Here is an 18,608-nt window from a genome sequence, read left to right as displayed (position 1 = left end):
GAGCTCACTCTCCCTAGATGGATATCGTTATCGAACCGGGCAAAGGGTGGAATATCGTTACACTCGCGCACGCGACCACCCCCGCCCTCCGGGCCGGCCGCTCCCGTGGGAGCGGCCGGCACGGGAGTCAGGCGACCTTGCGCCAGGGCCCGTTCGCGTCGCCGGGCTTCTCGTTCCGGGTCCACCACTGCGCCCGGTACGTGACGCCGTCGTAGACCGCCGTGTCACCGCTGTCGAAGATCCGCGTCGGCGTCCACACCGCGGTGCCGTCCGACGTCGTCGCGATCTCCTGCCACGGCCCGTTCACGTCGCCGGGCTTCTGGTTCTGCGTCCACCACGACGCCGCCCACGTGGACCCTCCGTAGGTCACCGTGCGGCCCGTCGTGTACGCGGTCCTCGCGTCCCACGCGGGGACGTTGGCGACCGTCACCTTCTCGGTGACCGTCGTCTTGTTCCCCGCGTCGTCCGTCGCCGTCGCGAGCAGCGTGTGCACCCCGTCCGCCACCGTCGTGGTGTCCCACGTGAACGCCTGCGCACCCGCCTTGGGCGACGCCGCGTAGGACAGCCCCGCCGAGTCCACCCGCAGGTTGTAGGCCTTGAGACCCTGACCCTGCAGGTCGACCGTCACGGCAACCTTCCCGGACACCGTCGCCCCGTCCTTCGGGCTGACGAACGACAGCCGCGGCGCGTTGTTGACCGTGAACGCGACCTTCTTCTCGGTCGTCTTCCCGTTCGCCCCGACCGCGTCGATCTTCAGCCCGTACGCCCCGTTGGCCAGGGTCGTGGTGTCCACGACGAGCGTCGGGTGCAACCCCGCGTTCGTCGACCCCGGCGCCTTCGTGTTGTCCGTGACCCACGTCTGCCCCGAGCCCTTGTTCAGCTCGACGTACGTGTACTTCACGTCCTTCGCGTCGCCACCCAGGTCCACGGCGAATGTCACCTTGCCCGACACGGTGTCGCCGTCGCCGACCGACACCTTCTCGATCGACGGACCGTGCTGCACCGGGACGGGCTCGGGGTCCACGCCGGTGAGCGTCGGGACGACCGGGTTCATCAGCCCGTCGGCCGCGAACGTGACGCGGTCGATCGTGGTCTCGCGATGCGTCCCGTCACCGCCGGGGATCCCGAACCGGTGGTACGCGATGTACCAGTCGTCGGTGCCGGGCACCTGGACGATCGACGAGTGACCGGTGCCGAGGATGCCCTGCGACGGGTCCTTGGCGAGCAGCGTCCCGCGGTTGGTCCAGGGCCCCGCCACGCTCGACGACGTCGCGTAGCTCACGTGGTAGTTCTCGCTACCCGTGTCGTCGACCGACCACGTCAGGTAGTAGGTGTCCTGCCGCTTGTTGACGAACAGGCCCTCCCGGAAGTCCTTGAGCCCGCTGATCACCTGGACCTTCGCCGGGTCGTAGGAGACGAGGTCGCCGTTGAGCGGCACCATCCGTGCGGTGCCGTTGCCCCAGAACAGGTAGGTCGTCCCGTCCGTGTCGGTGAACACGGCCGGGTCGATCTGCTGCGCCCCGCCGAAGTCGGCCTTGTGGATGAGCGGCGCGCCGAGGGCGTCCGTGAAGCGGCCTGTCGGGGAGTCGGACACGGCGACCCCGATCTGCTGGTCGGCGACGAAGTAGAAGTAGTACTTCCCGTCCTTCTCCGTGATGGTCGGCGCCCACGCGTGGCCGTCCGCCCAGCTCACGTCCGGACCGAGGTCGAGGATCACGCCGTGGTCGGTCCAGTCCACGAGGTCCTTGCTCGACCAGACCTTGAACGAGGTGCTCCCCCAGCCCGCGACACCGTCGGTGGTCGCGTAGATGTAGTAGGTGTCGCCGAACACGACGATGTTCGGGTCGGCGTTGTAGCCCGGCAGGGCCGGGCTCCGCATGACGAGCGCCTTGACCGTCCAGGTCCGGGTCGCGCCGTCCGCCGCTGTCACCGTGTACGTGACGGGGTGCGTGAGGTCGCGCGTCGACCCGTTGTCGGGAGACACGGTCGCGGAGTCCGAGACTCGGAGCGTCGGCGCGAGCGCGCCGAGATCGGTGCCAGGCTTCACGGGCAGCGTGATCGTCGACGACGCGGCGTCCACGATCGCCGGCACCTTGAGCTCGGGCAGCTCGACGCCGACGACGGCCGTGCCGTTGCCTGACCGGTCCAGCACCTCGGACGCGGTGAGCGCCCGGTCGTAGATGCGGAAGTCCCGCACCTGGCCCTTGAGGTACTTGTCGGCCGAGTACAGCGAGCGCCCCACGTAGTTGGCGACCGTGTGCCCGTTCCCGATCTCGCCCGGAGTCAGGGTGATCCCCGTGTTCTGCGCGACCTGGACCCCGTCCAGGTACACGGTGGCCGTGTGCTTGGCGGCGTCGAGCGTGTAGGTGAGCTGCTTCCACGCGCCGCGCGGCAGGTTCGACGACGACGAGGTGTTCTGCTCCGTCGTCCAGCTCCCCGACGCGATCGCGGTGCGGTAGGAGTCGCCCGTGGTGAACAGGTAGCCGTTGCCGGCGCCGGCGCTCGTGTTACCGAGCCCGTACACGAAGTACGGCGTGCCCTGCGACGCGTCGATCTTGACGTCGACGGAGACGGTCGCCGAGGTGAGCCCGGCCAGGACGTCGTCGGGCAGGTCGACGTAGTCGTCGGTGCCGTCGAGCGTGACACCGCCGGCGGACGGGACCGCCCCGTTCATGAGCTCGGCGTCGCGGCCGTGGCCGGACGCGTCGTGCGCGACCGTGCCGCTGGTCTCGTCGAACGGGTAGGAGACGACGAGGTCGGGATCGACCGTCGCCTCGCCCACGGTGAGCGTCGCGGTGCCGCTGCTCGCGCCGACGACGCCGTAGCCCGCGTAGGACGCCGTGACGTCGACCTTGCCGACCGGCAGGTCGGCGGGCAGGTCGACGGTGGCCGTGCCGTCCTGGCCGAGGTGCGCGGTGGTGCGCCACCCGCCCGCGGTGACGGTCACGTCCCCGGCGACCTGCCCGTGGTCGGACGCCGCGACGTTGACCGTGGCGGTCGTCCCGGTGCCCTGGTCGACGACAGGGTCGGCGAGCGCGACCTTCGTGGTCGAGGTGACGGCCGTCGTCGTCGCGCCGGTCAGCCCGTCCCACTCGGCCTGCGTGATGTTCATGACCGTGCCGTGGCGCGGGCTCGCCGGGAGCGACCAGCTCGCCGGCAGCTTCCAGTCCGGGTTCTCGAGGCTGTCCGAGTGCAGCGGGAGGTACTTGCGGTACCCGTACTCGTCCACGAACAGGTAGTAGCCGCCGCCGTTCACGTCGCCGACGTTCGCCTTGAAGATCGACGGGCCCTCGGCGCGCACGAGGCCGGCCTTGGTCGCGATGCAGGTGTCCTGGACGGTCCAGTCCTGAGCCGGGGCCAGGAGGTCGGTCGAGCTGTCCTGGAAGATGTCGGTGCAGCCGCCCGCGCTCGCCTCGTCCTTGGTGAAGCGGTAGTAGGTGTCGCCCTGCTTGTAGACGGTCGTGTCGATGCGGGACTTGCCCGTGTCCTGCCAGACCTTCGCGGGCGTGAACGTGACGAAGTCGCGAGTCGTGGCGTACATCATCCGGTGGTAGCTGTCGCCCGTGTGGTTCGGGTCGTCGTCGCCGTAGAGCGAGGAGGCCCAGAAGACGACGTACGCGCCGATCTCGTCGTCCCAGTACGCCTCGGGTGCCCAGGTGTTGCCCGCGCCGTCGGGCGCGACCTGGACCTGCCGCTGGTCCGACCAGTGGACGAGGTCCTTCGACTGCCAGATCTCGATGCTCTTCGAGCCCGTCCGGACCGAGTCGCCCCACGACGTCCCGGAACCGATCGAGAGGTCGGTCGCGATCAGGTAGAAGGTGTCGCCGTCGCGCGACCGGATGATGAACGGGTCGCGCAGCCCCTTGGTGCCGAGGGTGGAGGTGAGCTCGGGCTTGCCGCCGTTGAGCTCGGTCCACTTCAGCGCGTCGTTACCCTGGCTCGCGGCGAAGTAGATCTTCTCGCCCGCGAGGGAGTCGCCGGTGAAGTACGCGTACATGTAGTTCGTCGTCGGGACCTTGCGCGGCATCGGCTCGACGTGCGCCGTGTACGTGCGGGCGGCGCTGTCCTCACCGAGCCTGGCGGTCGCGGTCAGCGTCACGTCGGCGGCGGCGCGCCCGTAGGCCGGACGCGTCACCTCGCCCGTCGCCGCGACCACGGCCTCGTCCGACGACGTCCACGTGATCGCCGAGCCGTAGCGGCCCTTCGCGGGGAGGGTCAGGTTGCCGCGCACGTCGTCCAGGTTCGTCACGGTGAGGTGCTCGGCGTCGTAGGCGACCTTGTCGGACGCGGCCGGCTCCGGCAGCACGGTCACCGTGAACGTCGTGGTGCGCGTCGCGGTGCCGTTCGTGACCGAGGCCGTGAGCCTCACGGTGGCCGGGTCCTTGCCGGCGGTCGGCCGGGTCACGGCGCCGTCGGCCGCGACGACGGACGGGTCGGACGACGACCAGGTCACCGTCGCGCCCTTCGACGTCTTCGGCAGGGCGAGGTCGTCCGTCACGGCGGACAGGTCGCCGAGCGAGAGCGCCGCGAGCGCGGCGTCGGCGCCGGCCTCGGCTGTCGGGGCCGCCAGCGCACCGACCTCGTCGGCGTCGAGCGTCCGGTCGTAGACCCGGAAGTCCCGGACCTTGCCCTTGAACGAGACGTCGGCGGTGTAGGCGGACCGGCCGACGTAGTTCCGGGTGCTGGTGCCGTCGGGCTCCCCGATCTGGGCGGGGGTCTGCGTGATCGCGTCGTTCGAGCCGACGAGCAGACCGTCCTCGTAGAGCCGCGCCGAGCCGGGGTCGGCCTCGGTGCCGCCGTCGACGACGTAGGTCACGTGCTTCCACGTGCCGGTCGCGAGGCCGCCGGACTTCTTGGCGCTCTGCTCGGTCGAGTAGCCCGCGGAGGCGAGGGTCCCGCGGAACGTGCCGCCGGCCCCCGTCGTGAAGAGGTAGCCGGTGCCGTTCGGGTAGACCGTCGGGTTGCCGAGGCTGAACATGAACCAGCTGCCGGTCAGCGCCGGGTCGACCCAGACGTCGAAGTCGACGCTCACCTCGTCGTCGCCCGCGACGAGGTCGTTCGGGAGCTTGATCGCGTTGCCGCTGCCGGACGCTCCCCCGCCGAACGTGAACCCGTCGCCGGCGTTCCAGGAGGCCGTCCCCTCGACCGCGCCGTCCCTGCCGTGGCCGGACGCGTCGTGCGCGACCGTCCCGCTCGTCTCGTCGAGCGGGTAGTACGCGACCAGGCCGTCAGCGAGGTCCGCCGCGGTGGCGGCGGCCTCGGCGACGCCGGCCGGGGCGGCCGGGGCGGCCGCGTGCGCCGCCATCGGCACCATCGTGCCCAGCAGCGCCGCGGCGGTCCCCGCCGCGGCGAGTCGTCTCGTCGTCCTCATCGTGCCCTCCCGGTGGCCTTGGTGATCTTGAGCTTCACCGCGTCCGACGACGCCGCGAACGTCGCGTCGCCGGAGTACGTCACGGTGAGTGTGTGCGAGCCGACCGCGAGGTCGGGGGTGAGCGTCACGGTCGCGCGGCCGCCCGAGAGCGTGGCAAACCCGACGAGCGCCGACCCGTCGGTGACCCGCACGGTCCCCGTCGGGGAGCCGCCGGCGCCCGTGACCCGAACGCTCACCTGCGCCGACGTCCCGGACGCCACGGACGACGGCGCCGACGCCACGGTCGACGTCGTCTTCAGCGCTACCCCGGCGGACGGCACCGGCACGGTGTTCACGACCTCGACGTTCCCGGCCACGTCCACCGCCCGGTACTGCACCGTCGTGGCGGCCGGACCGACCGTCACCGGTGCCGCGTACGCCGACCACGCGCCGGACGTCCCGACCCGGTACTCGAGCCGGGCCACGCCGGACCACTCGTCTGCCGCGGCCACGGTGACCGTCCGCGCCGCCGCGGACACGGACGCCTTCGACACCGGCGCGCCCGTGTCGACGAGCACAGCCCGCGACACGATCGCGGACACGTTGCCGGACGCGTCGGTCGCCCGGGCCTGGACGATGTGCCGCCCGTCGGCCGGGACGGAGACGCGGGCCGCGGCGCCGCCGGTCGTGACCCACGAGCCGCCGTCGAGCGACGTCTCGACCGACGCGACCGCACCGTCGTCGGTGGCGGTCGCGGCGACCGTCACCGGGGCCGTCGCGAACCATCCCGACGTCGGCAGCGCCGGCGCCGTGGAGAACGCGACCACGGGGTCCGCGGCGTCGGTCACCTTCACGGTCGCGACCGCCTGGACGTCCGCGCCCGCCACGACGTCGGCCCGGAGCTCGAAGGACCCGGGCTGCGCGTACCGCGCGGCGTCGACCGCGGGCCACGTCACCGCGACCTGCTTCGACGACCCGTCGTGGTAACGGACCGTGACGGTGGACGGCAGCACGGGCGCGGTGCCCGTGCGCGTCGACACCGCGACCGGGTCGATCGCGTCGACCAGCAGGTCCGGCTGGTAGGCGGCGAGGACGCGCTCGTACTCGGCCTGCGTGAGCGGCAGGACCGTCCCGTGTCGCGGGCTCGTCGGGAGCTCGGACTGGGCCGCGACCGACGTGAACTGCCCCGAGGCGAGGTCTGTCGTCGCGAACGGCACGTAGCCCTTGCCGCCGTGGTAGCTCGGCTGGTCCACGAACAGGTACCAGGTGTCCTTGCCGCCGGTGTTCACGTCGCCCGGGTTCGCCTTGAACACGGTCGGGCCCTCGCCCGCGGAGAACGTCCCGCCCCACTGGTTCGGCTGGCCGAACGCGACCTTCTCGGTCACGAGCTGCCAGCCCGGCGTCGAGGTCGTCGTCGGGAGCGATCCCGACACGGTCGCGAGCAGGTCGGTGGACCTCTCCTCACGCGGGATCATGTACTTCTCGTCCTTGACGAACCGGTAGTACTGGTCGCCGTCCCGGATCACGGTCGCATCGATCATGCCGAGGCCGGCCCCGCGCTTGACGTCGACCCACGGCTTCGGGTCGCTGAACGTCACGAAGTCGCGCGTGGTGGCGACCATCATGCGGTTGTACGTCGAGGACGCGGCGCGGCCGGTCGGGTCCGTCGTGTCGTACAGGTTCGACGCCCAGTAGACGACGTAGCTGCCGAGGTCCTCGTCGTAGTACGCCTCGGGCGCCCACGTGTTGCCCGCGAGGTCGGACGACACCTTGACGTGCCGCTGGTTCGACCAGTGCACCAGGTCGTCGGACTCCCAGATCTCGAGGTAGGTGGAGCCGGTCTGCTGCGCCGCGGTGAACGACCCGGTCGGGTAGACCTTGAGGTCCGTCGCGAGCAGGTAGAACCTGTCGCCGTCGTGGGACCGGATGATGAACGGGTCCCGCAGGCCCTTCGTGCCGAGGGTCGACGTGAACAGCGGGTCGCCGTCGTTCAGCTCGTCCCAGTGCAACGCGTCGTCGCCCTTGCTCGCGCCGAAGTGGATCGCCTCGCCCGCGTCGGTGCTCTCGCCCTCGAAGTACGCGAACAGGTAAGCGTCCTTCGACCCCTGCTCGGGCAACGGCTGGACCTTTATCGGAATCGTCCGCGTCGCGGTCGCGTCGCCCTTGGTCACCGTGGCGGCCAGGGTCACGTGCACGGCGTCGCCACCGTGCACGGGCCGGTTCACCACGCCCGACGGCGTCACGACCGCCGGGTCCGACGACGACCACGCGACCGTCGTCCCCCCGGCGCCCGAGGTGGGCAGCGTGACGTTGCCGCGGACGTCGTCGGCACCCGGGACGGCGAGCGCCGCGGCCGTGGACGCGACCGCGGCGTCGTCGGTGGGCGCGGCGCCCGCGAGCGCCGCGACGTCGTCGGCGTCGAGGGCGCGGTCGTAGACGCGGACGTCCTTGAGCCGGCCCTGGAACGACGCGTCGGCCGCGTAGGCGGACCGTCCCAGGAAGTTCCAGGTGCTCGTCGCGATGCTCGCGGGGGAGGTCGTCACGTTGACGCGCCGCCCCACGAGCGCGCCGTCCTCGTAGAGCGAGACGCTGCCCGGGTGGGCGGGGGTGCCGCCGTCGACGACGAGCGTCACGTGCTTCCACGTGCCCGTCGCCAGGGCGCCCGGGCGGGCGGCGCTCTGCTCGGTCGCGAAGCCGCCGGTCGCGAACGCTCCCCGGAACCGGCCGGACGAGTCCTTGCCCGTCGCGAACAGGTAGCCCGTGCCGTCCGGGTAGGGCGCCTGGTTGCCGAGGTTGAACAGGAACCAGTTGCCCGTGAGCGCCGGGTCGACCTGGACGTCGAGGTCGACGCTCACGTCGTCGTCGCCCGCGACGAGGCCGTCGGGCAGCTTGATCGCGTTGCCGCTGCCCGCCGCGCCCCCGCCGAACGTGAAGCCGTCGCCGCCGTTCCAGGAGGCGGCGCCCACGACGGTGCCGTCACGGTGGTTCCCGGACGTGTCGTGCGCGGTGCTGCCCGACGTCTCGTCGAGCAGGTAGGACGCGACGAGACCGGAGTCGAGGTCCGTCGCCGAGGACGGGGCCGCGGGCGGGGTCGTGGCGGCCTCGGCCGGCAGCGTCGCCCCGAGCCCCGCGACGGCCAGCGTGACGGCGGCGACCGTCGCGGCGGACCGTCTGTTCCGTGCTGATGACATGGTGCTCCTTCGTTGGAGGTCCAGCAGGGGGGTCGGGTGCTACTTCCGGACGGTGAGGGTCTCCGACGCCGCCGACGACGCCGCCGTCGCCGATCCGCCGTAGGTCACGTCGACCGTGTAGGTGCCGGCGGCGAGCGCGGGCAGCCGCAGGGTCGCGTCGCCCTTCCTCGAGAGGCCGACCGCGGCCGACACGGCGGGGGACGAGGCCCCGGCCCGGCGCACCGTGACGGTCACGGTGCCGGTGGGCCCGGCGGGCCCCGCGGTCGTGACCCTCACCGTGAGGTTGGCCCGCTGCCCCTGCTTGGGGCTCCTCGGCGCGACCTTGAGCTCGGTACGCGACGACGCCTTGGTCACCGTCACCCGGGTCGTGTCCGACGACGCCGCGAAGGCCCGGTCGCCGGAGTAGGCGACCGTCAGGGTGTGGGTCCCGACGGCGAGCGTCGAGACCTTCACGGTCGCGCGGCCGCCGGCGAGCCTCGCCGACCCCACGAGCACCGTCCCGTCGCTCACGCCCACGCTTCCCGACGGCGTCCCGCCGGAGCCGCCGACCTTCACGGTGACGGTGACGGGCTCGCCGTACGCGACGGTGGCGGGCGCCGCCGCAGCGGTGGACGTCTCGCGGAGCGTGGCGCCCGCGGCCGGCACGACGACCGTGTTGGCGTCCTCGGTGTTGCCGAGCGCGTCGACCCCGCGGTACTGGACCGTGGCGGCCCCCGCGCCGACGGTCACGGGCGCCGTGTACGTCGCCCAGCCGCCGGACGTGCCGAGCCGGTACTCGATCCGGGCCGTCCCCGCGCCCGAGTCGGCCGCGCGCAGCGTGACCGTGCGGGCCGTGGTGTCGACGGTCGCGTTCGAGATCGGCGGCGTCGCGTCGATCGCGAACGTCACGGGGCGGATCTCCGAGACGTTGCCGTCGGCGTCGGTCGCGCGCACCTCGACGGTGTGCTGCCCCTCCCCCGTGACCCGGACCGACGCACTGGTCGCGGACGACGAAGCGACCCAGTCGCCGCCGTCGACCCGCGTCTCCAGCGTGGCGACGCCGCGGTTGTCCGACGCCGTCGCGGTCACCGTGACGGGGTCGGCGTAGTACCCGCGCACCCCAGCGGACGACAGGTCGAGCGAGTCGACCGTCGGCCCGACGGAGTCCACGGTGTGCAGGCGCAGGAACGTCACCGAGTACGGCTGGAAGTCGTAGCTGAAGTCACCCGACAGCCCGGTGAGCTCGCTCTCGACGGGCACGACCTTGGTCTTCTTCGCCTTGGTGTTGGTGTCGGTCGGCTGCCCGGTCAGGACGGTCGCCGTCCCGGTCCCCTTGATGCCGACGTCGGACACGTGGACCGCGGTGCGGCGCGCCGTGTCGGACGTGTTGACGACCTTGACCACGAGGTCGCCGGTCGACGCGTCGCGTGTGACGTCCTGGAAGACGTCCTGCGTGGCCTGGACGTCCTCGTAGTCCATCTGGAGGACGCCGTCGAGGTACAGCTTGACGTCCCGGCCCTGCACGACGACCTTGAGGTGGTACGTCTTCCCGGTCTCGATGCTGCTGCCCTCGACCGCCTTGACCTCGCCCGCTGAGCCGCCGTCGGCCTTCTGGAGCGCCTGGCGCGTGTTGGACCAGCCGCCGAGGTTCCACCAGAAGAAGTTGTTCGCGCCCGTGGCGGCGAACCCGACGAGGAAGCCCTCGGACCCCGCGGTCTTCGTGGCGTCCAGCTCGAGCGTGTAGTCCTTCCAGTCCTTGGTGTACGCGCCGCTCACGATCGAGCGGGCGTCTGTGACGGACGTGCTCGTCTGCGTGTAGGCGCCGTCCTTGACGGCCCAGGAGCCGGACTGCGCGGCCCACTGCGAGTCGCCGCCGGAGAAGTCGTCGCTCAGCAGCGTGCTGCCCGTGTCGTTCGACGTCACCTTCACGTTGTCGTACGACGCGGCGGTGCTCCAGGTGGACAGGAAGATCCCGCCGTCGAGCGGCTCTGGCGTGACCTGCGGGCCCGTGTACGTGCTCGGGACGACCTCGTCACCCGCGGCGAGGTTGGTCGAGAACATCTTCTGCACGTAGTAGTTCGGGCTCGCCCACGACTCGTCGTTGTCGAACCAGATCGCGTCCGGCGACCACTGCACGTAGTCCTCGTTCGACAGCAGCGGCGCGTAGGACGCGAGCTTCACGACGTCCGAGTTCCGCTCGAGGCTCGTCATGTACGCGGCCTCGGTGACCGAGTTCCACAGCGAGTTGCCCTGCGACGCGTACTCGCCGAGGAAGACCTTCGGCCCGCTGCGGTCGTAGGAGTCGTACCGGTCGGCGTTCGCGAGGAACCAGTCGGGGCTGTTGTAGTAGTGCTCGTCGACCATGTCGACCTTGTGCTGCCGGTTGAAGTCCCACAGCGTGTCGAAGCGCGAGCCCGAGTCGTCCGGGCCCGAGTTCGAGATCACGGTGACGCCCGGGTAGGCCGCCTTCACGGCCGCCTGGAACGTCGGAAAGTTCGCCTCGAACTCGGTGTTGTTCTCCTCGTTGCCGAGCTCGATGTACTTCACGCCGAACGGCTTCGGGTGGCCGAGCGCCGCGCGCTTCGCGCCCCACGTCGTCGTGACGTCGCCGTTCGCGAACTCGAGCAGGTCGAGCGTGTCCTGGACGTACCGCTTCACGGTCGCGGCGTCCGTCGTGCCCTTCAGCGCGCTGCCGCAGCCCTGCGCGCCGACCGTCACGACGGGCAGCGGGGTGGCGCCGAGGTCCTCGGCGAACTCGAAGTACTCGAGGTACCCGATGCCGTACGACTGGTTGTAGCCCCAGAAGTTGGCGTTCGTCGGACGCTGCTCGACCGGGCCGATCGTCTCCTTCCACTGGTACATGCGGTCGCGGTCTGCGCCGCCGGACTCCGCGTACGAGGGGAAGGTGCCGACGTCGGTCACGCACCCGCCCGGGAAGCGCAGGAACTTCGGCTTGAGGTCGGCGATCTTCTGCGCGAGGTCCTTGCGCAGCACCGACCTGCCGTTGACCGGACCGACCCACGTGTCCTCGGGGAAGAGCGAGACCATGTCGAGGCGGACGATGGACGCCGCGCCCGCGAGCACGGCGAGGCGAGTGGCGTCGGTGGTCGCGTCCGCGGTGAGGGTCACCGTGTACTTCTTCCACGCGTCCGAGCCGTCGACGGCGACCTTCCCGGTCGCGTAGGCCGTCGCGCCGTCCGCGGTCTCAAGCCGGACCGTGAGGTCCTGGGCCGTCGCCGAGCGCGCCCACACCGAGAAGTCGTACTTCTGGCCCTGCTCGATCGCGATGCCCGCGTTGTAGCCGGCGTTCTGGATCCCGGCGCCCGCGCCCTTCGCGTCGAGCGTGAGGAAGTAGCGGTTGTCGTCGTTGACCCTCTGGTCGCCCGTCCCGACGGTCGCCGTGGACCCAGCCCCGGCGTCGCGGCTCAGCGTGCTCCACGCCGTCATACCCGTGAACGCCTTGTTGTCGGTGCTGTTGAACTCGAACGACCGGTTGCGGACGAGCTCGGCGTAGAGCCCGCCGTCGGCCGCGTAGTTGATGTCCTCATAGAAGATCCCGTAGAGGTCGTCCGCGACCTGGATGCTCGTCGCGTCGCCGTCGATGTCGAGGCTCGACCCGTCGCTGATCTTGACCGCCTGGACGGTGAGGCGGACGGCGTCCGCCACGGCGCCGAGCACGAGCAGGCCGTCGTGCACACCCACGTAGCCGGCGTCGCCGGCCGGGTCGGCGGCGCGCAGGAAGACCTTGCCACCGCCGGCGTCGGTGATCCGCAACGACGCGGGCGCTGCGCCGACGTCGCCCATCGCGAGCGTGCCGCCGGCCCCGAGGACCACGGGCACCTGGCCCGACGCGAGCGTCACCGCCCCCTCGGAGACCTCCGTCGCCGTGAGTGCGAGCGTGCTCGTCGGCCGCGTGTCGGTCAGGCCAAGGCGGCCGTCCTCGGTGGACAGGTACTGGTCGCCGTCGCCGCCGAGGAACGTGAACGTCCCCGCCGGGACGACGTCCTTGCCGTCCGCCGCCTGATAGGCGAAGTCGTCGAACACGGCCGGGAAGGTCGTGCCGTCCTGCGCCGCGAGCGCGTACAGGCCGAGGTGCGTGATGTCGAACGACACCGTGACCGAGCCCGTCGTGACCCAGGCCGCGGTGGCAGCGTCCCAGTAGCTGGTGGTGACGACGTCGCCCGCGCGCTGCAGGCGCAGCGTCTCGGCCTGCGAGCCCGGCCGGTCGCCGAAGCTCGCCGCCGTGAAGGACGCCGCGGTCTCGATGTCGTTCTCGATCGCGACGCCCGACGCGGAGAGGCTCCCGACGAACGTCAGGCCCGACCGGACATAGTTGTCGAGGTCGTCGAACGCGATCAGGCCGGCACCCTGGTACACCTTGCCGACCGGCGCGTGGACCGTGGTCACGACGTTGAAGTCGCCCTCGGGCACGTCAACCGCGAACACGTTCTTGGCCGTATTGGTCGTCTGATACGTGTCGCCGGGCTGGGCCGTGAGCGTGAGCGAGCCGGGGTTCTGGCTGAGCGACCAGGCGGACTTCGCCTCGTTGACGATCGACCACCGCGAGCCGAGGGTCGCGGAGTCGAACGAGTCGACCACGCCGGGCAGCGTGGGCCCGGTCGTGCTCCCGGCCGCCTGGGCCGGTGCGCCGGCGGGCGCGGTGAGCGCCCCGCCCAGGACGACGGCGAGCGCCGCCCCCAGCCCGAGCGCGCGGGCCGGGGCTCCTCGTCGTGTGCGTCGTTGTGACACGATCATCCTGCTCCTTCGTCGCCGAGGTCCGCCGCGAGGCGGCCTGTGGAAGACACGGAGCGTCGAGCACGGGTCCCGCTGCTCCGTTGCCTACGGGTGCGCCCCGGGCTCGGAGGCCCCGCCCCACGCGTGGTCCCTGGTGGCAGCCAGGGGCGCGGGGCGGGGTCCTCCTCGTCCGGGGGTGGTGCGTGTACCGCGGTGGTGCGGGTGCTGCGTCTGGTGCGTGCGACCCGGTCAGCCGACCGACGGGGCCGCAGGAGCGGGGGGCGGAGCGTCGGCGGGCGCCGCCGGGCTCTCGTCCTTGTTCTTCTTGCGCCGGCGCGTCTGGCCGGTGCTCAGGGCCCGCTGCAGCAGCACGAACAGCAGCAGCACGGCGCCGATGAAGACCTTCGTCCACCAGGAGTCGAGGCCCTCGCGGGCGATGAGCACCTGGATGAGGCCGTAGACGAGCACGCCCACGACCGAGCCGAGCACGAACCCGCTGCCGCCCGTGAGCATCGCTCCGCCGATGACGACGGACGCGATCGCGTCGAGCTCCATGCCGATGCCGGTGAGGTTGAACCCGGACCGCGTGTAGAAGGCGAACAGGATGCCCGCGATCCCCGCGCACGTGCCGGAGACGACGTAGACCCACACCTTGGTACGCGCCGCCCGCAGGCCCATGAGGCCGACCGCCTGGCCGCCGTCGCCGGCCCCGAGCCCGTACACGGTGCGGCCGAACCGCGTGTAGTGCAGCAGGTAGACGGCGATCAGGACGACGACGACCGCGACGATCATCGACAGGTTGATGTACCAGATGCTCGGACCGTGCCCGAACTTGATCCGCCAGGACGCGAGGGCCGTGAAGTCCTTGTCCTCGATCGCGAGGGACTCCACGCTCACGAGGTTGCACAGGCCGCGCGCGAGGAACATCGCCGCGAGCGACGCGATGAACGGCTGGATCGAGAAGTACTGGACCAGCACCCCGATGAGCAGGCCGAACACCGTCCCCGTGAGCACGCCCGCGAGCAGCACGAACGGCAGCGGGACACCGAGGATCAGCAGCTTCGCGACGATCAGGCCGACGAGCGCCACGACCGCACCGACGGACAGGTCGATCCCGCCCGTGAGGATCACGAAAGTCATCCCGACGGCCAGCACCAGGAGGTACGAGTTGTCGACGAGCAGGTTCGAGAACAGGCGCATGTTGACGAAGTTGCGCGTGTCCGTGGAGTAGCGCGCCTGGCCGATCACGAGGATCAGGACCAGGGTGAGGAGCGCGCCCGCGACCGGCAGGAAGCGCCGGTCCGCCAGGCGGTGCCCCCACCTGCGGGCCACGCCACCGAAGCCCGCGCGGCCACCGCCGGCGGGGACTGTACCGCCCGACGCACGTGACGTCGTCGTCGGGGCGGGGGTCTGAGTGCTGGTCATGCGGCCACCTCCGCGGCGACGGGGGCCTGCGGCCGCGAGCGGGGCACGGAGCCCACGCGGGACCGGAGGCGCTCGGAGCCCGCGACGCAGACGATGATGAGGATGAGCGCCTTGAAGAGCGGCGTCACCTGGGTCGGCAGGTGGAAGATCACGACCGCACGCTCGAGCGTCGACAGGATGAGCGCGCCGACGACGCAGCCCGCGAGCGAGAACTTGCCCCCCTCGAGCTTGGTGCCGCCGAGGACGACGACCATGATCGCGTCGAGCTCCTTCATGAGGCCCACGTTGTTGGCGTCGGCCGCCATGGTCGGCGCGCCGTAGACGATGCCCGCGAGACCCGCGAGCAGGCCGCACAACGCGTAGACGAACCAGGTGATGTTGCGCGACTTCACGCCCGCGAGCCGGCTGGCCTCACGGTTGATGCCGATGGCCTCGAGCAGCATGCCGAGGGCCGTGCGGCGCACGAGCAGCGCGACGAGCACGAACACGCCGCCCGCGATGATCACGGGCATGGGGATGCCGAACAGGTACCCCGCGCCGATCGCCTTGAACGGCGGGCTCGTCACGGTCGTGATCTGCCCCTTGGTGATGAGCATCGCGATGCCGCGGCCCGCGATCATGAGGATCAGGGTCGCGATGAACGGCTGGATCCCGAGCACGGTCACGAGGAACCCGTTGAACGTGCCGATCGCGAGGGCGACCACGAGGCCCAGCGCGAGGCCCGTCAGCGCGGTCCCGACCGTGGTGCCGCTACCGGACTCCGCGATGTACGTGAGCGACACGGCGAGCGAGATCGCCATCACGGCGCCCACCGACAGGTCGATGCCGCCCGTCGCGATCACGAGGCACATGCCCGTCGCGAGGAGCAGCGGCGTCGCGCTCTGTCGCAGGATGTCGACGATCTGGCCGAACAGGTGGCCGTCCTGGACGGTGACGTCGAGGAAGCCGGGGCTGACGATCCCGCACGCGAGCAGCAGCACGACGAGGGCCACGATCGGCCAGAACAGGTTGTGCCGGACGAGTCGGTCGACCCTCGGGCGCAGGCCCGAGCTGGTGGTGGTGGCGACGGTGCCGGTCATGACGCGCTCCCGCTTGCTGCGATGGTCTCGAGGACGGTGCTGGCGGTGACATCCGGGTTGTTGGTGATCTCGCCGATCTTCTGACGGTCACGCATGACGACGACCCGGTGGGACAGCCGGAGCACCTCCTCGAGCTCGGAGGAGATGAAGACGACGCTCATCCCTTCGCTCGCGAGCTGGGCCACGAGCCGCTGGATCTCGGCCTTGGCGCCCACGTCGATGCCGCGGGTGGGCTCGTCGAGCAGGAGGAGCTGGGGGGCGGTGGCGAGCCAGCGGGCCAGGAGGACCTTCTGCTGGTTGCCGCCCGAGAGGTTCTTGATGAGGGCGTCGGGGTTCGCGGGGTGGATCGCGAGCGCCTCCATGTACTTCGCGACGGTCGCGTCGAGCTCCTTCGCGGGGAGCCGCCGCCACGCACCGCGCTCGGCCTGCATGGCGAGGGCGATGTTCTCGCGGACGCTGAGGTCCCCGATGATCCCCTCCTTCTTGCGGTCCTCCGACGCGAGCGCGACCCCGCGCTGCAGCGAGCCCAGCGGGCTGGCTGTTCGGACGTTCGTGCCGTGGACGGACAGCGTGCCGCCGTCGGCGCGGTCGGCCCCGAACAGGAGCCGGGCGACCTCGGTGCGGCCCGAGCCGAGCAGGCCGGCGATCCCGACGATCTCGCCCTCGAACAGGTCGAGGTCGAACGGCTCGACGGTGCCCTCACGGCCCAGGCCGATCGCCTGGAGGACGGGCGCGCGACCCTCGTCGGCGTGGGCCGCGGCGTGCCGGGCGGCCTTCTCGATGTCCGCCAGGTCCTCGCTCGCGCGGCCCACCATCTTCGAGACGAGCTCCAGGCGGGGCAGCTCCGCGGTGAGGTACTCGCCGACGAGGCGGCCGTTCCGCAGGACGGTGAGCCGGTCGGTGATCTCGTAGATCTGGTCGAGGAAGTGGGAGACGAACAGGATCGCGACGCCCTCGTCCCGCAGCTGCCGAATCACGTCGAAGAGCTGCGCGACCTCGGCCTTGTCGAGGCTCGAGGTGGGCTCGTCGAGGATGAGCACCTTGGCGTCGACGACCATGGCCCGCGCGATCGCGCAGAGCTGCTGGATCGCGATCGAGTGCGAGCCGAGCATCGACATCGGGTCGAGGTCGAGGCCGAGCCGGCTCAGGTAGGTGCGGGCCGCGCGGCGCGTGGCCGGCCAGTTCACGAACGGCCCGAGCCGGATCTCGTGCCCCAGCATGATGTTCTCCGCGACGGAGAGGTTGGGGGCGAGGTTCACCTCCTGGTAGACCGTGCTGACCCCGGCGCCCTGCGCGTCGGCAGGTCCGTCGAAGCGGCGGTCCTCGCCGGCGACCGTGATGGACCCGGAGTCGATCCGGTAGACGCCGGTGAGCGCCTTGATCATGGTGGACTTTCCGGCGCCGTTCTCGCCCATGAGGGCGTGGACCTCTCCCGGGCGGAGCGTGAGGTCGACCCCGTCGAGGGCCTTGACGCCGGGAAACTCGATCGTGATCCCGGTCATCTGGACGACTGGCGCGCTGGCCGTCGTGGACGTGGGGGACATCTGTGTCTTCCGTCCTGCGGTGGTTGTGCTGAGGAGTGGCCGCGGGCGGTTCGGTCCGGCCCGCCGCCGACGGCGCCCGCGCGGGTCTCGCGCGGGCGCCCGGGACGCGTCAGTACTTGCGCGCGTCGATGGTCTCCTGCGTGATCGTCTGGTCGAACGCCTCGTCGGGGACGATCGTCCGCTTCGGGACGTCGTCGCCGGACACGACCTTCTTCACCAGGTCGGCGATCTGGTCGCCGTAGACCGGGTTGCACTCGACGACGTAGTTGAACTTCTTGTCGTGCAGGGCCTGGAGGCCGTCGTGCACGCCGTCGAACGAGACGATCTTGATGTCGGTGCCGGGCTTCTTGCCGGCAGCCTGGATGGCCTCGATGGCGCCGAGGGCCATGTCGTCGTTGTGGGACACGATCATCGTCATGTCGGGGTACGCCTGGAGCGCGGCCTCGGTCGCGGCCTTGCCCTCGGCGCGCGTGAAGTTGCCGGACGCCTTGCCGATGATCTGGCTGCCGAGCTCGGCGTCGACCGGCTTCTCCCGGTCGACCTGGGCCGACGAGCCGAGGGTGCCCTGGAGCTCGAAGATCTTCGCGTCAGCTGCGTTCTTCTTGATCCAGGCGACCGCGGTCTCGCCCTCCTTGGTGAAGTCGTTGCCGATGTACGTCGCGTACGGGTCGGACACGCTCGTCTTCACCGTGCGGTCGACGAGGACGACGGGGATCTCGGCGTCCTTGGCCTCCTGGAGGACCTCGTCCCAGCCGGTCTCCACGACGGGCGAGAACGCGATCGCGTCGACGCCCTGGTCGATGAAGTCGCGGATCGCCTTGATCTGGTTCTCCTGCTTCTGCTGCGCGTCCACGAACGTCAGGTCGAAGCCCTTGTCCTTGGTGAAGGCCGCCTTGACGGAGTCCGTGTTGGCGGTGCGCCAGCCGGACTCGGCGCCGAGCTGCGAGAAGCCGACCTTGACGGTGCCGCCTGCTCCGCCGCCGCCCCCCTTGGTGTCGTCCGAGCCGGACGAGCCGCCGCTGCAGGCGGCGAGGGTCACGGCCGCGAGGGCCGCCACGGCGCCGGCGACGACGCGCCGGGTACGGGTGGTGTTCATGTCTCCTCCTTGAGACCCGGCCCTCTCCGGCCGGACTGCTGTGGTGGTCCACCGCCGTCTCCGGCGGGTCGTGTTAGCGCTCACATGCGCTTCATGAGGGATGTTAGCGCTCACACGGTGGGCCCCGTCAAGGACGAGACCAAACTGTGACCCAGGCTGCTCACCGACGGTGACGCGCGATTCGACGACGGTGACGCCACGAGCACCGGC

At 71.1% G+C, this 18,608-nt stretch carries 7 protein-coding genes; all 7 read right to left on the bottom strand.

Annotation, left to right across the window (positions count from 1 at the left end):
* Positions 1-127 precede the first annotated feature (127 nt).
* Positions 128-5,371: a family 43 glycosylhydrolase gene (locus ACLQ14_RS11935; RefSeq protein ID WP_425813221.1), complete on the bottom strand. Its 5,244-nt coding sequence runs from the start codon at positions 5,369-5,371 to the stop codon at positions 128-130.
* Positions 5,368-8,541: an OmpL47-type beta-barrel domain-containing protein gene (locus ACLQ14_RS11930; protein ID WP_425813219.1), complete on the bottom strand. Its 3,174-nt coding sequence runs from the start codon at positions 8,539-8,541 to the stop codon at positions 5,368-5,370. The genes ACLQ14_RS11935 and ACLQ14_RS11930 overlap by 4 nt, the downstream gene beginning before the upstream one ends.
* Positions 8,542-8,580: 39 nt before the next feature.
* Positions 8,581-13,269 (bottom strand): alpha-L-arabinofuranosidase C-terminal domain-containing protein, encoded by a 4,689-nt coding sequence (locus ACLQ14_RS11925; protein WP_425813217.1) that lies wholly within the window; start codon positions 13,267-13,269, stop codon positions 8,581-8,583.
* A gap of 234 nt (positions 13,270-13,503) precedes the next feature.
* Positions 13,504-14,679: an ABC transporter permease subunit gene (locus ACLQ14_RS11920; RefSeq protein ID WP_425813215.1), complete on the bottom strand. Its 1,176-nt coding sequence runs from the start codon at positions 14,677-14,679 to the stop codon at positions 13,504-13,506.
* Complete coding sequence (locus ACLQ14_RS11915) at positions 14,676-15,758, bottom strand: ABC transporter permease (RefSeq protein ID WP_425813214.1); 1,083 nt, start codon at positions 15,756-15,758, stop codon at positions 14,676-14,678. Before ACLQ14_RS11915 ends, ACLQ14_RS11920 begins: the two co-directional genes overlap by 4 nt.
* Positions 15,755-17,302, bottom strand: a complete 1,548-nt coding sequence (locus tag ACLQ14_RS11910) for a sugar ABC transporter ATP-binding protein (RefSeq protein ID WP_425813212.1) — start codon at positions 17,300-17,302, stop codon at positions 15,755-15,757. The genes ACLQ14_RS11915 and ACLQ14_RS11910 overlap by 4 nt, the downstream gene beginning before the upstream one ends.
* A gap of 109 nt (positions 17,303-17,411) precedes the next feature.
* The gene (locus ACLQ14_RS11905) at positions 17,412-18,398 is read right to left on the bottom strand and encodes an ABC transporter substrate-binding protein (protein WP_425813210.1); all 987 of its coding nucleotides are present in this window, start codon (positions 18,396-18,398) and stop codon (positions 17,412-17,414) included.
* Positions 18,399-18,608 lie beyond the last annotated feature (210 nt).

The organism is Luteimicrobium sp. DT211 (assembly GCF_049844995.1).
Classification (GTDB): Bacteria; Actinomycetota; Actinomycetes; order Actinomycetales; family Cellulomonadaceae; genus Luteimicrobium.
This window is presented reverse-complemented; position numbering and strand designations above follow the sequence as displayed.